The sequence below is a fragment of the Candidatus Arthromitus sp. SFB-turkey genome (assembly GCF_001655775.1).
GTDB lineage: Bacteria > Bacillota > Clostridia > Clostridiales > Clostridiaceae > Dwaynesavagella > Dwaynesavagella gallinarum.
This window is the reverse complement of the sequence record NZ_LXFF01000033.1, coordinates 1-14,292: the sequence shown is the minus strand read 5'-3', so window position 1 is coordinate 14,292 and position 14,292 is coordinate 1. Positions and strand designations below refer to the sequence as shown.

Annotated in this window: 15 protein-coding genes; 5 read left to right on the top strand and 10 right to left on the bottom strand. The window is 25.7% G+C overall.

Features of this window, described 5'->3' with window-relative positions; genetic code table 11:
- Window positions 1–4: 4 nt before the first annotated feature.
- Window positions 5–436: a hypothetical protein gene (locus tag A6P36_RS06285; RefSeq protein ID WP_066762114.1), complete on the top strand. Its 432-nt coding sequence runs from the start codon at window positions 5–7 to the stop codon at window positions 434–436.
- A gap of 49 nt (window positions 437–485) precedes the next feature.
- On the opposite strand, the gene A6P36_RS06280 is transcribed toward A6P36_RS06285, so the two are convergent.
- From A6P36_RS06280 to tsaD, 3 genes are read right to left on the bottom strand one after another with little or no spacing between them, the layout of a single operon-like run.
- Complete coding sequence (locus tag A6P36_RS06280) at window positions 486–1,682, bottom strand: S1C family serine protease (protein ID WP_066762112.1); 1,197 nt, start codon at window positions 1,680–1,682, stop codon at window positions 486–488.
- A gap of 32 nt (window positions 1,683–1,714) precedes the next feature.
- Window positions 1,715–2,734 carry an alpha/beta fold hydrolase gene (locus A6P36_RS06275; RefSeq protein WP_066762110.1) on the bottom strand — a complete coding sequence of 340 codons (1,020 nt, stop codon included), beginning with the start codon at window positions 2,732–2,734 and terminating at the stop codon, window positions 1,715–1,717.
- An 18-nt stretch (window positions 2,735–2,752) separates the two neighbouring features.
- Complete coding sequence (gene tsaD / locus A6P36_RS06270) at window positions 2,753–3,757, bottom strand: tRNA (adenosine(37)-N6)-threonylcarbamoyltransferase complex transferase subunit TsaD (RefSeq protein WP_066762109.1); 1,005 nt, start codon at window positions 3,755–3,757, stop codon at window positions 2,753–2,755.
- A 117-nt stretch (window positions 3,758–3,874) separates the two neighbouring features.
- On the opposite strand from tsaD, the gene A6P36_RS06265 reads away from it, so the two are divergent.
- Window positions 3,875–4,501, top strand: a complete 627-nt coding sequence (locus tag A6P36_RS06265) for a RusA family crossover junction endodeoxyribonuclease (RefSeq protein ID WP_066762107.1) — start codon at window positions 3,875–3,877, stop codon at window positions 4,499–4,501.
- Between the two features lie 24 nt (window positions 4,502–4,525).
- Here the strand turns inward: A6P36_RS06265 and A6P36_RS06260 are convergent, their stop codons facing one another.
- From A6P36_RS06260 to A6P36_RS06240, 5 genes are read right to left on the bottom strand one after another with little or no spacing between them, the layout of a single operon-like run.
- On the bottom strand, window positions 4,526–5,764 hold the full coding sequence (locus A6P36_RS06260; protein WP_066762103.1) for an FAD-dependent oxidoreductase: 1,239 nt from the start codon (window positions 5,762–5,764) through the stop codon (window positions 4,526–4,528).
- Window positions 5,765–5,780: 16 nt separating this feature from the next.
- Window positions 5,781–6,362, bottom strand: coding sequence for a sulfurtransferase-like selenium metabolism protein YedF (gene yedF, locus A6P36_RS06255; RefSeq protein WP_066762099.1), 582 nt, complete (start codon window positions 6,360–6,362; stop codon window positions 5,781–5,783).
- A gap of 17 nt (window positions 6,363–6,379) precedes the next feature.
- Entirely contained in the window at window positions 6,380–7,876 is a 1,497-nt protein-coding gene (locus A6P36_RS06250) for a hypothetical protein (protein WP_066762096.1), read from the bottom strand.
- 9 nt (window positions 7,877–7,885) lie between these two features.
- Complete coding sequence (locus tag A6P36_RS06245) at window positions 7,886–9,313, bottom strand: sensor histidine kinase (protein WP_066762093.1); 1,428 nt, start codon at window positions 9,311–9,313, stop codon at window positions 7,886–7,888.
- On the bottom strand, window positions 9,303–9,992 hold the full coding sequence (locus A6P36_RS06240; RefSeq protein ID WP_066762083.1) for a response regulator transcription factor: 690 nt from the start codon (window positions 9,990–9,992) through the stop codon (window positions 9,303–9,305). The genes A6P36_RS06245 and A6P36_RS06240 overlap by 11 nt, the downstream gene beginning before the upstream one ends.
- Before the next feature lie 206 nt (window positions 9,993–10,198).
- Here A6P36_RS06240 and A6P36_RS06235 point away from each other — a divergent pair, with 206 nt between their 5' ends.
- Genes A6P36_RS06235 through A6P36_RS06225 form a run of 3 tightly spaced genes read left to right on the top strand, consistent with a single transcriptional unit; the run spans window position 10,199 to window position 12,732 of the window.
- On the top strand, window positions 10,199–11,458 hold the full coding sequence (locus A6P36_RS06235) for a M20/M25/M40 family metallo-hydrolase (RefSeq protein WP_066762079.1): 1,260 nt from the start codon (window positions 10,199–10,201) through the stop codon (window positions 11,456–11,458).
- Window positions 11,448–12,245, top strand: a complete 798-nt coding sequence (locus A6P36_RS06230) for a DUF3100 domain-containing protein (protein WP_066762069.1) — start codon at window positions 11,448–11,450, stop codon at window positions 12,243–12,245. The genes A6P36_RS06235 and A6P36_RS06230 overlap by 11 nt, the downstream gene beginning before the upstream one ends.
- Window positions 12,238–12,732: a hypothetical protein gene (locus tag A6P36_RS06225; RefSeq protein WP_066762067.1), complete on the top strand. Its 495-nt coding sequence runs from the start codon at window positions 12,238–12,240 to the stop codon at window positions 12,730–12,732. The genes A6P36_RS06230 and A6P36_RS06225 overlap by 8 nt, the downstream gene beginning before the upstream one ends.
- A 51-nt stretch (window positions 12,733–12,783) precedes the next feature.
- Here A6P36_RS06225 and A6P36_RS06220 read toward each other — a convergent pair whose 3' ends face one another.
- Window positions 12,784–13,623 carry a polysaccharide deacetylase family protein gene (locus A6P36_RS06220; protein WP_066762065.1) on the bottom strand — a complete coding sequence of 280 codons (840 nt, stop codon included), beginning with the start codon at window positions 13,621–13,623 and terminating at the stop codon, window positions 12,784–12,786.
- Window positions 13,624–13,640: 17 nt separating this feature from the next.
- Window positions 13,641–14,292, bottom strand: a 652-nt coding sequence (locus A6P36_RS06215) for an N-acetylmannosamine-6-phosphate 2-epimerase (protein ID WP_242861678.1), incomplete at its 5' end; no start/stop codon positions are given.

The window sequence follows — 14,292 nt, the reverse complement described above, 5'->3', positions numbered from 1 at the left end:
TAGTATGAAAACTTTATCAAAATTTTTATTTATTCCTATTGTAATTTTAATCATATTTATATCTTTACGCTTCTTATTTAATGACACAAAAAATATTTCATTTAAAAATCTTGCTGAAGCTTCTTCATATATAGAAAATGGATGGATTCCAAATAATCTTCCTGAAAATTCTAAAAACATATACGTTACATACAATATAGATACTAATATTATAAATGGAGAATTTGAATTAAATAATACTACAGAAATTGAAAATTTTAAAAACTCTTTGTTAGAAATACAAAATTTTAATATTAATAAACTATATTTTTTAAATAATAATCTTAAAGATAAAATTTCAAAAATATTATCAAAAAATTTAAATAATATTTTTCAATATGAAAATTTCATATTTATCTTCGATAATAATAAAATTTATTTCTTTTCAAATCATTAAAAAAGCATAGTACTAATTTCAAAGTACTATGCTTTTAATTTATTAATCCCTATTCATTTAAAACAAGATCTAAGGTCTTTTCACTACCTTCTCTATAAACTACAACCTTAATTGTATCTCCTAAATTATGTTGAGCTTTTATTTCATTAACATCATCAAAAGTTTTAACATCTCTTCCACCAAACTTAACTACAACATCTCCTGGTCTTATACCTGCACGCTCAGCGTTTGAAAATGCCTCAACTTCAACAACATAAATTCCTTCTGGTAAATTCAAATTCTTTGAAATCTCTGCATCAATAACTCTTCCTTTAATTCCAATTCTAAGTATAGGTTTAGATAATTCATCTAATTTTTGTTTAGCTTGATTTATTGGTATTGCAAATCCTATACCTTCAATACTTGTTACACCACTACTTCCACCAAATTTAGCTGTATTTATTCCAATAACCTCTCCCCTAGAATTTATAAGAGGTCCTCCGCTATTACCAGGATTTATTGCTGTATCTGTTTGAAGAAGCTTCAAAGTTTTACCCTCTATAGTTATATCTCTATCAAGTGCACTCACAACTCCTGTTGTGGTTGTTCCTAAAAACTCTTTTCCAAGAGGAGAACCGATAGCGACAACAGATTCACCAACTAATAATTCATCTGAATTACCTAAAACAACTGTAGCTGGAACAGTAACTGTTGAATCCGTAATTTTTAGTAATGCTATATCATTTGCCTCATCATAATTTATAACTTTTGCATCTGTTTCTACACCATCATAAAATATAACTTTAACAGTTTGAGCTCCCTCAATTACGTGATAATTAGTTAAAATATGCCCTTCTTCATTTATTATAAACCCAGATCCTATACCTTCTTGTTGTTGTAGTCCAAAGAAACCTCTATCTACAATTGATTGAGTACTAACACCAACAACAGCTGGCCCAACTCTTTTAACTATTTCCGTAACTGTAAGTGCCTCTTCAGTCTCATTAAAATATGTAGGTCCCACATACTCAACTCCAGTAGATGATGAAATTTTAGAATATAATGGGGTTTTTTCAAAAAAACCTAATTTAGGTGCTACATATATTGTAAATAAACTTCCTAAAATAGAACTTATTAAAATTAATAACACCAATAACAAAATACTTAAACTCTTTCTAGAACCATTATTACTATTTTTTATAACTGGCTTAACACTATTATTTGATACACTACTATATTCTTTTTCATTTTCAAAATTATTTTCCATATATACAACTCCTTCCAAGTTAATAATTATTTTCATTCTATTCTAGAATTCATATTTGAAATTAAATTTATTAAATATTCAGAATTTGTATATGTAAATTCGCTTGTGTCTTCAAAATAAATTATTTCTAAGTTTTTAAAATGCTTCTTAAGCATATTCTCATATTCATCACTTCTATTTTTCTCTGATTCTATAATTATAATAGGTATATCATAAGTTCCAAAATTATTTAAATCTAAATTTTCTAAATATTTTTTCATACTACTTTTTTCTTTAAGTATTGTACTATAATAATCTTTACTCATCATCCTACTTAAATAATTATCTTTATTTCTAGAACTGGCCTTTTCCTTATACAAATTAATATAAGGATTATTTAAAATAGAAAATTTTTCTAAAATTCTAGGAATACTTAAACTTGATAATAATTTCATAACACTAATATTTAAATTCTCATATAAATTCTCAAAATAACTTTTATTATCTCCATTTTCTTGAAAAATAAAAGGATTAATTAATATCATTCCCCGAACTTTATCTGTATATTTTTTCAAATATTCTAAATGTATAAGAGAACCATATCCTTCACTAACCAACATATATTTTCCACTATATCCAGTATTAGTTGCAAGATTATTTAATATTTCACTCTGTAACTCAACAGTGGTTTCTTTCTTAAAAAAATCACTTCCTCCATATCCTAATCTATCGTAATATATCATTCTAGTACCACTAATTGAATTTAATATTATAGGATTCCACTGTAAAAGAGTTTCTCCTATATCAGACTCAAATAATACAATTGTAGATCCGCTTCCTGAAACCCCATAAGCAATCTTATGTTCTCCATAACTTCCAAGTCTATGTGAACTTCTTAAAGCCATAATTGAATTATTATTCTGGACGGCTTCACTTAAAACACCTGCTAATATAGTTAAAACAAAAATAAAAATAATAGATTCAATAATTATCTTTCTTATTTTTTTTGATTTAGGACTTACATATTTCCTATTGCTTTTATATACTGAATTTGAATGTTCTATAAATTTCATAATTTTGTACCACAATTCCTAAAATTTTATATTTGGTGAAACATTCAAGGTATAATCACTACTCCCATTTTTTATATAAGAGTAATATGCTGCAGATGCAATCATAGCACCATTATCTGTACATAAAATTTTACTAGGGATATAAATTTCAACATCTCTAAAATAACTTTTAAATCTATTTTTCAAATACTCGTTTGATGAAACCCCTCCAACAATACAAAGCTTACTTCCCCCATATATATTAAACGCTTTTTCAATATTCTGTATTAACATATCTACAGCAGTTTTTTGAAATGAAGCACATACATTTTCTTTATTTATGTCAATCTTGTTTAAATTATTTTGATTTATGTAATTGAGCACTGATGACTTTAAACCACTATATGAAAAATCTAGTGTATCATCTTCAAATTTACTTTTAGGAAACTTAATTGAATTTTCATCTCCATCTTTAGCAAATCTCTCTATATTAGGCCCTCCAGGATACGAAAGATTTAACTTTCTAGCAATCTTATCAAAAACTTCACCTATAGCGTCATCTCTAGTTTCAGCGATTTTTTCATAAACTCCATAATCTACCACGTTTAAAAGAATAGTGTGACCACCAGAAATAACAAGACTCATAAAAGGAGGAGATAATTCTTTATACTCTAAAAAACAAGAGCTAATATGCCCTTCTATATGATTTACACCTATAAACTCTTTATTTAATGCATAACTTAATCCTTTTGCATATTGAAGCCCAACTAAAAGCGCTCCAACAAGTCCTGGACCATAAGTTGCTGCTATAAGATCAACATCATTTAATTTAATTTCTGCTTCCTTAAGTGCCTCATCAACAACCAAATTAATTACTTCTAAATGTTTTCTAGAAGCAACTTCAGGAACAACCCCACCAAATTCATTATGTATATCTATTTGAGATAATATTTTATTAGATAATATTTCTCTTCCATTTTTTACTATTGCAACAGATGTTTCATCACAACTTGTTTCTATTGACAATACAATCATGTCTTTCATAAGTTAAACCACTTCCTAAACCATAAATTTGAAAATTTTCAAATTTTGTTATATCTTATATTATAATTAAAAAATTTTTTATTATCAAATTAAATATTTCATTTTTAAGGAGAATTTATGGAAAATATAGTAAAAATAATCGTTTCTGGAACTCCAATCTCTAAATCGAATTTCAAGCTTCATTCAAGAAATGGTAGATATATTCTTCCTTATAATTCTGGAAAATATTATGATAGATATGGTGTATATGAAGAACATATTGCTTATGAAATAAAGCGTCAATATCCAAATATAACATTTAATACATCTCTTACTGCTATTTTAAAGGTATTTTATAAATATGAAAAAAAACATCCTGATACAAATAATATAACTAAAAGTATATTCGATGGAGTTGAAAAAAGCGGAATAATTTTAAATGACTCTCAAATAACAAAAATATTTATTGAAGAATTCTATGATAAAGAAAATCCTCGTTTTGAATTACTATTATTTGAAAATCATTTATTTGATATTAATATTTCAATTAAAAAAAGAGAAGTTCCTACTGAAAAAACTTTATATTCTAAATCTTTAAATAGTAAAAAAAATTCTGAAATACCAATAAAATCTAGTGAAAAAACATTAAAGAAAGAAGATTTAATCTGTTATGTATGTGAAAATAAAATTAAAGATGGAGACTACATAAAAATTTCAAAATCAAATTCAATATTATGTAAAAAATGTCTCAAAAAAACAATTTAAGCAAAGAACTTTAAAATCTTTGCTTTAATTAAGTAAAATATTAACCTTATTTATTTCATTTAAATACAATTCTAAATTAAGTAAAATCTCTATGTAATTTTCAAATCTTAAAACTCTAAAATCAAAAAATTCCTCATTATTTATCATAACTTTTATATTTTTAGATATATTTTTTTGACTTAATAAAATAATCAAATGTTTTTGATCTTTTTTATTTGTTATATACTTAGGAGTTATAAGCTTAATCTCTTTTTTATCATAACAAATCTCTATGTTATCAAGTTCATTATTTTTTCCATTTACGAAATCTAAAACACTCTGTGCCAAATAATCAGAATCTACATAAATAGAATCGGTATTTGTATATAAATTACAAGAATTACCTATAGAAAATATTCCTTTTTTACTTGTCATAAATTTATCATTTATAGTTATTTCATTTAAATCTCCAGTTTCAACGTAATTATTTAAAAATTTAGTTTCAGGTAAATATTTAAATGGACATATTATTTTACCGCATAATATATTTTTATGGTTTTTACTGTTAATATTAATTAAAACATCTAAATAATTTTGAAATCCTAAATGGGTTTTAGTTATTTTTTCAATGACAGAATTTAGGTATATATTAACTTTATTTACTTTCATAAAATTTATTAAACCAAGGTCATTGCTTACTATTTTGTCCCCTTTTTCAATTATCCCTTTAACACTTCCACCTTCAAGAATAGTTCTTTTAGCTAAAAATAATTCTCTAGAACTAGTTCCTGTAATTAAAATATCTTTTGATAACAATAATCCGTTTATTGATATGTTTTTTTGGAAAAACACCCCTGTACTTAAAGATTTTAAAATATTATCATCGTATATGTAAGAATGTAAATTTAAAATTTGTTTACTTCCAGTTGCAATTATTAAAATCTCAAATTCTATATCAATTTTTCCCAAATCTTTAGATATAACACTTACTTTTTTATCATTAATTGAAGTTACACAAGTATTTAATAAATATTCTACTTTTAAGCTTTCTAAATCTTCAATTAAAAAATTCAAAAACTCATAAGAAGTTACAAAACTATCAAAAGTAATTAACCCATAGTTTCCATCTAAATTATATTTTAATGTTCCTCCAAGTTCTGCTTCTCTTTCTAAAATAAAAATATCATTAGAAGAAAATCCTTTTTTACATAAAGAGATTGCAGAGCTAAGCCCTGCAATTCCACCACCAATTATTAAAATCTTTTTAAATATAAAAAACCCCACCTTTAAAGTATAACCCTTATATTCTAATAACACTATCGCTATTATTTAAAATTTCAATTATAGAATACATATTTGTAATTTCCGCCACTTTTATATGATCTTTAAGTTTATAATAATCCGTACAAATACCACAAGCTAAAATAGAAACTCCTCTATTTTTTAAAGATTCAATATGCTTTATAACATCATAATTTTCAGTTAAAAGTTTAACCCCAGAATTTATAAATATAATATTGCTAGGAAGAGTAATACTTTCATCTAAAGCATAGAAATAAGACTTCATTAACACTCTTGAAAGCTCCTCATCTCCTTCTCCAAATAAATCACTCATAATTAAAATAGAAAAATTATTAACCTCAAATTTTTCATGTGATAACTTTTCATTTCCATCGAATATTACTTCAAATATATAAAGTTCATCACTTTTATTTGAAGAATAATTAATTTTATTATTTTCAAGATACTTCTTAATATTTAAAAAAGATACTTCATTATCAAGTATAATCTTAAAATCCGTATTCTTATTATTATTTATAAATTTTCGAGTTTCAACTAAAGGAATAGGACAACTTTTATTTCTTAAATCTAACTCTTTCATAAAAACACCCCAAACTATTATTTAACTTCTTCTAATAACTCATTTATTTTCTCTGCTTCTTCTGACACATACCATTCACTTAAAATTACAATGTCATCCTTTTTTATTGAAAATTCTCCAATAGTATTATTACTTACCTTATCTCCTATAATTTTATACACATACATATTTTCTTTAGTCAAAGTAACCATAATATCTCTATTAGGAGAAATAAAAGCATCTAAAACATCTGGTTGTTTTAATTTTATTTGACCTAAATTAATTGATAAATCATTATTTTTAACAAGTGTATCATTAGGCAAAACTTCTATGTCAAAATCAATTGGAGAAACATCATATCCAGTTTTAGGATTTATTCTTCCTCTTAAAAACCAACTACCTGCATATCTTAATAGCTTAAAACTATCTTCCCTAACTTCACTATCATACATTTCTAAAATTTGTTTATCTACAAAATCCAAAAATTTCTTTCTACTAGTATAAAAATCTTTTTTGTTATACTTAAAAATATCAGAAAATTTCAATCTCTTTTCAATATAAGGTTCATCAATAGATAACATAGCTAATTTATCCGTATCAATTTTACCTAAATACTCAGTATTTTGATCATAATTAATTCCAATATAATTTTCATTTACATATGTAAGATCTATAAATTGATTTATAAATTCTTCGTTTGTATTATCAGATTTTATAATATTTTCAACTCCATCACCATTTAATATTTTTCTATTTATAACTATCTTTTCATACAAACTATTTTTTTCACTAGACTCAACCTTAATTGTTAGTATATCTCCATTTTTAGGAATAATTATATCATCAAAAATTTTATAAGAGTAACTACCTTCATCACTTTGAAAAAACCATATTGTTTTATAATCACTTTTAGGAATAGATGAATCAACTACTTCTCTTTCTGATTTAAAACCTATCAAAAATCCAGTATTAACAATATCTCCACTTTGTTTATTAAAAATATTATTTTTATAATTATCTTTTACGTAATCTTCAAGATTCTTATCAATTTTATCGCTAATTTTTTTAAGTACATACATTATGTTATCATCATAATAAAACAAAAGAGTATCATCATCATATTTTAAAAATTCATACACGTTTTTATTTTCATCTTGAATACTAAATACATTAATTTCCTTATCATCAAGATTTAAAAAAGAAAAATCACTTATCTTAAACTTAACCCTCATATAATCACTTAAGGTTGTGGTTTTAACTTTATAATTTTCATACTCAAATACTATATCATTAATTCTTAAATAATCATTTGATAAAAACAAATAACTATCTAAAGGAATTTTAGGACCCATTTTAGAATTTGTTTCATACATATAATAAAAATTTTCTACAGTCCAAGTTCCCCCAACTAAAATATTATCAACCTTAGGAGATACAAGAAGAGTGTCTAAACTTGCATTAAAAGTTGAACATGAAGTAAAAAACATTAATAAAATAAATGAACAAATAATCTTAATAAAATATTTAAATCTCATCTACACCTCTTAAAAATTAATGGGTAATTTTAATGTTACTTTAGTCCATTGTCCATAAACACTATCAATTTCAAGACTTCCACCATGAAGCTTCATAATCTCATCACTTATTGATAAACCTAATCCGTTTTTAGATTTACTCGTTTTACCTTTGAAAAACTTTTCTTTAACCTTAGAAAGCTCATCTTTAGGAATTCCTATTCCATTATCAAGTATATCAATTAAAACAAAATTATCTTCTTTATTTATATAATACTTAAGAGTTATTTTACCATCATCTTTTAAAAACTTTATAGAATTATCCAAAACATTTACAATTACTTGCTTTAATCTATTAAAATCCACTGTTAAATCTATATCTTCCTCTATATCATCATATATAAACTTAAATCCTTCTCTTTCTTCTCTAGGCTTTATATAGCTAAATATATAACTATAAATATCCGAAATAGATATTTTATCAAATTTAAGTGTAACTTTATGAGAAATAAACTTTGAAAAATCTAAAAGCTCTTCAACCATTGCAGATAGCCTATCTGTTTCACTTTCTATTATTTTAAGTCCTTCTAAAACTCCAGGATTATCAAATTTTTCATATTGAAGTGTTATAGCCCATCCCTTAATAGACGTTAATGGAGTTCTAAGCTCATGGGATACAGTAGATATAAAATCATTTTTAAGTTCATCTTTTTTAGATATCTCATCTGCCATATAATTTAAGGTATCTCCTAAAGTTCCAACTTCATTTTTAGGAAGATTGGTACATCTAACATCTAATTGACCTAAAGCCATTTTTTTAGCAATATTTATAAGAGACTTTATAGGTTCAACTATTGTATTTGTTACTATTCCAATTATGATTATATAAAATATAAGAGCAACTAAAGCTGCCAGTACAAAAGTAAAAATTATTTTCCTTATATTTTGATTAGCAGACTCAAGTGAAACTATAAAACGCACAACCCCAACAACTTGATTATAATTTTTAATTGGATATGCTACGGATATTACCTTAGATTTACTATAAAAAACATCTCCAATCCACTTACCTAATTCTCCCTCAGAAGCAACTTTAAAATCATAGGTATCAATAGGAAGTTCATGTACAATGCCTATAGTATCCATTAAAACTTTTCCATCTAAATTTATTATTTGAACTTGTGCATTTGTAGTGGAAGAAAAATTATCTAAATCTAGCAAAACAGCCGTTTCTAAAGAAACATTAGAACTATTATTTTGATAATTTTCTACAGCAGCTAAAATTTGATTTGATAAATTATCAGAAATTGTATTATAATAAGCCTCCCTAACGTAATAAGATAAACTTATAGATAAAGCGAGTATTATAAAAATGAATATACTTATAGAACTTTTTATAATGCTAGATCTTATACTACCTCTATTTAAAAATATATTAGAAATAAAATTACTTTTCATTATTCCATCTATATCCTGTTCCCCATACAGTTTCTATATACTTAGGTTTAGAAGATTCATCTTCAATTTTTGATCTAAGCCTTCTTATATTAACATCTACTATTTTTAAATCTCCAAAATAATTATATCCCCAAATCATATTCATAAGCTCATCACGACTTAAGGCCTTCCCAGGATTTTCAACAAATATTTTAAACAGCATGTACTCTTTAGGAGTAACATCAATTTCTTTATCATTTTTATATATTTTCTGAGAATACAAATCTAGTCTAAAAGGACCATTTAAAATCATATCACTATTGAATTTTTCATCTATTCTACGTATTAAAGCTTTAACCCTTAACATAACCTCAAGAGGGTTAAATGGTTTTACAACATAATCATCAGCTCCAAATTCAAGTCCCATAACTCTCTCCATTTCTTGAGAGCGAGCTGTTAACATTATTATACCAATTTTAGGAAAATGCTTTCTCAAATTTGAACAAACTTGAAACCCGTCCATATCACCTTCAAGTCCAATGTCTAAAAGTACAACTTGAGGTTTTTCAAGTAAAGCAATTTCAATTGCCTTATCTCCACGATCAGCTTCAAGAACATGAAATCCTTCTCTATCAAAATTTATTTTTAAAAATTGTCTTATACTCAATTCATTCTCAACTAACAAAATTTTCTTTTCCATACCAAAAACCTCTTACGACACTAATAGTTAATTAATATTATAATACAAAAAGGTGATAAGTACAATTTTGACTTATCACTTGAACTTTTTAATTACACTATTTTAAATCACCATACATTTTATTTATTTTTTTACAACTCTTTGTAAAATTCTAAATAAAATGATAAAATGTTAGCGTATTTTTATTTTTAGAAGGTGGTTTGTCTATGAATGATTTTAAAGAAATCTTAACTTTAGCTGAGGAAATTTATTACAATCCTGAATTAGGTTTTAAAGAATTTAAAACTTCTAAATTAATAGAAAATTTTATTAAAAAATATTTTCCTCAAGGAGAAATTATTAAATTTGCTGAAACTGGAATTAAATTTAATTTTGGAGAAAGAAAAAAGATTCATATAGCACTTATTGCTGAAATGGATGCAGTTTTTACACCTTCACATATTCACTCTAACAAAGATACAGGAGCAGCTCATAACTGTGGTCATTACTCTCAAGTTGCAATAATGCTTAATCTATTAAAAACCCTCTCAACTAGTGAAGAATATAAATCTTTTGATTTTTCTGTTGGTTTCGTTTTTACTCCAGCTGAGGAGTATTTAGATTTAAAGTACAGAAAAACCTTACGAAAAAATAATAAAATTAGTTTTTTAGGTGGAAAACCTGAAGCTATAAAATTAGGTATTTTTGATGAGTTTGACCTAGCTATTGCTATTCACGCTATGGGAGGAGAGTCAGAGAAAAGAAGTATTGAACTTAATTGCAACTTAGCTGGATTTCTCTATAAATACTACACTTTCAAAGGAAAACCTTCCCATGCAGGACTTGCACCACAAATAGGAGTAAATGCATATAGCATCTCCACACTTTTCAACACTGCTCTTGGTTTATTTAGACAACAAATTGATGAAAAATATATGGTTAGAATAAATCCAGTTATTATGGATGCTCCTATGGACACTAATGTAATTCCTGACAAAATAAAAATAGGAACAGATATTAGAGCTCATTCTATAGAGTATATGTTAGAATTATCTAAGAGATTAGATACTATAGCAAAATGTTCAGCCAAGTCTCTAGGTGGAAATGTAGAAATTGAAACAGAAATGGGATACCTACCATTTTTACAATCTACATATCTATCTGATTTTGTTAGAAAAAGTTTTGAAGAATTTGAAGAAATAGAGTATTGTAAAGAAAACTTTCCAATTAGTGCTGCTGGTGATATTGGTGATTTATCTTTTATACTACCTTGTATACAAATTGGATATAACGGTTTTACTGGAACTTTTCATGGAACAGATTTTATACATAAAGATACTGAGTATATATTTTCAATTTTTCCAAAATTTTTAATGAAAGTTTTGAAAGATATGAATGGAAAAATTGATAAATCTAAACTATATAAAAGAAGTTATAAAGAGTATAAAAAAATAACAGAAAAATTTGGAGGAGAAAATGAAAAATAAGAATTTACCCTATCTAATTATTTTTTCTGTAATAGTTATTTTAATTGCTGAAATTATTGGCTTTAGAACTCTTAATTTAGGAAAATTTAAAATAGGATTATTACCCTTACTTTTTGCACTAATTATTACAATGATTTTAGCCTTCAATGTTTTTAGAAAAGGATTATTCAAAAAAATATATAGTGAAGAAAATGTTAGCTTTGCTGGAAAATATCTTATTATTATTATGCTACCACTTATGGCTAAGTATGGAGCTGATGTTGCACCTAGATTAAAGGAGATTCTATCTATTGGTTGGATATTTTTAATTCAAGAACTAGGAAATGTTGGAACTGTACTAATTGGCTTACCAATAGCTATACTTATTGGACTTAAAAGAGAGGCTATTGGTTCTACTCTTGGAATTGGTAGAGAAGGGGAACTTGCATATATTTCAGAAAAATATACTTTAAACTCTGATGAAGGACGTGGAGTTCTATCAATGTATATATTCGGAACTCTCTTTGGAGCAATCTTTTTTAGTATTATGGCTCCTATCTTCCTAGAAATTGGTTTCAAAGTTGAATCGTTAGCTATCGCTTCTGGTGTAGGATCTGCTAGTATGATGACAGCAGCTAGTTCTGCTCTTGTTGCTATCCACCCTGAAAAAGCTGAAACAATAAGAGCTTACGCTGCAGCTAGTCAGTTATTAACTAGTTTTGTTGGAACTTTCACTATGGTATTTATAGCTGTTCCTCTACAAAGATTTATGTATAATAAATTAACTGGAGGTAAAAAAAATGCCTAAAAAATTCTTAGAAAATTATTTTATAAAAAATATACTTATAATATTCCTTGGTCTATCTTTAATTCTATTTACTCAATGGATTAAAGTTTTAAAATATGGTGAAGAAGGCCCTCAAATTACTAGTTATACATTTTTAGGACTTTTATGTTTAGGAGCATTTGCTACTATTGGACTAGCCTTACAATATCTTATGCAAAAAGTTTCTATCAAATTTATAAGGGACTTTCCTATACTAGGATGGGTTTCTATTACCTCTTTAATATTTTGTATGTTGAGTAATGAAGTTATTAAAGCTATAAACTCTGTAGATTTTCTATCAATTACAACACCAATACTCACTTATGCTGGAATATCTGTTGCTAATAAATTAAAAACTTTAAGAAATCTTTCATGGAAAATTGCTATAGTAGGAATTTTCGTATTTATAGGTACATATTTAGGATCTGCAATTTTAGCAGAATTAGGACTATTTATTTCAAATAAATAATATATCAAAATAAAAAAAGTGATAAGTACAATTTGACTTATCACTTAATTTTTAATACATAGTTCTAAATTGATATCCTCTGTTTCTAAAATATTCAATAATCTGTGGTAAAGCCTGCGCTGAAATTGAACCAGCTTTCCCCGCAAAATCATGCATTAATAAAACGACACAATTACTATTACCTGCAGTTTTAATTGCATATTCAAAAAGAGCATTTGGATCATTAACTACTCTTCCATCGGCATCCCCACTTAAAGCATTCCACTCAATAACTGAATATCCTGCATTGTTTAATCTTTCAAGATTTTCACTTTGTCCTTTCCAAGACCTAAGTCCACCAGGAAGCCTTAAAACTCTAGTATTAAAATCATCACCCAAAATCTTTTTCATAAGTTCATGAGACTTATTCATATCAGCAATTAAATTATTATAATTTATAACCCTTCCAGGATACAAATAAGAGTAATTATGACTATATCCATGATTAGCTATAGCATGCCCTTCTTCTAAAGTTCTTTTTAAAAGGTTTTCATATTCAACACCATTATCTAAATTAGTTCCCAAAACAAAGAAAGTAGCTTTTACACCATATTCCTTTAAAATATCTAGAACTTTAGGTGTATTATCAAGAGATGGTCCATCATCAAAAGTTAAAAAAACCATTTTTTCTCCATCAGATGGATAAGTATTTTTAAACAAATGATCCTGAATTTTAAAAGAATCGTAAGAATATCTCCCACCTTCAATAATAGTATTTCCATTTTCCATAATATCTTTTGGATTATACAAATTCATATTAGTTTCCATGGCATCTACCATAAAAATAAAACTAAACACTGTAAAAAATAAAACATAACAGCAAAACCTTAAAGACAATTTTTTTATAATCATAAAATCACCTAATTAATTTAAAATATATTTTGAATAAACTCATTTATTTTATATTGAGGAGTACAAAATTTAGAACTAATTATTACATTATTAAAACCCATATTAAAAATATTATTACAATCTAAAACTTTTTTATATGTATAATTAAATATTAAAGGAATATCTAAAGATTTAAGTTCCTCAAAATTAATCAAATCAAAATCACCTTTAATCGAAATAGCGTCAAAATTCAAATCACGAATATTTTTAATATCTTCAAGACTAGAAACCTCACCAATAAAACGAAGTTCTGGAAAAACAGATTTAATTTTATAGTAAAATTCATGAATTATTTGATTATTAGGACGAATTTTCATAGAAGCATCTAAATAAATAATTTCTGCACCCGCCTTAGCAAGCTCATGAATTTCGTTAATAGTTGGAGTAATATTTACAAAACTATTTGGATAAATCCTATTAATATATCCAATAACAGGAATATTTGTAGAATGTTTTATATCTAAAATTAAATTATAAGAATTAATTTTTACAGCTACAACTCTATCAAGTAAACCATTCAAAGACAAAACAAACTTATTTACAATATAAGCATTAACACTATTATTATCTGATAAATAATCCAGTGATAAAATAAAACCTCTATTTAAAAAATTCGACATAAAATCCTCA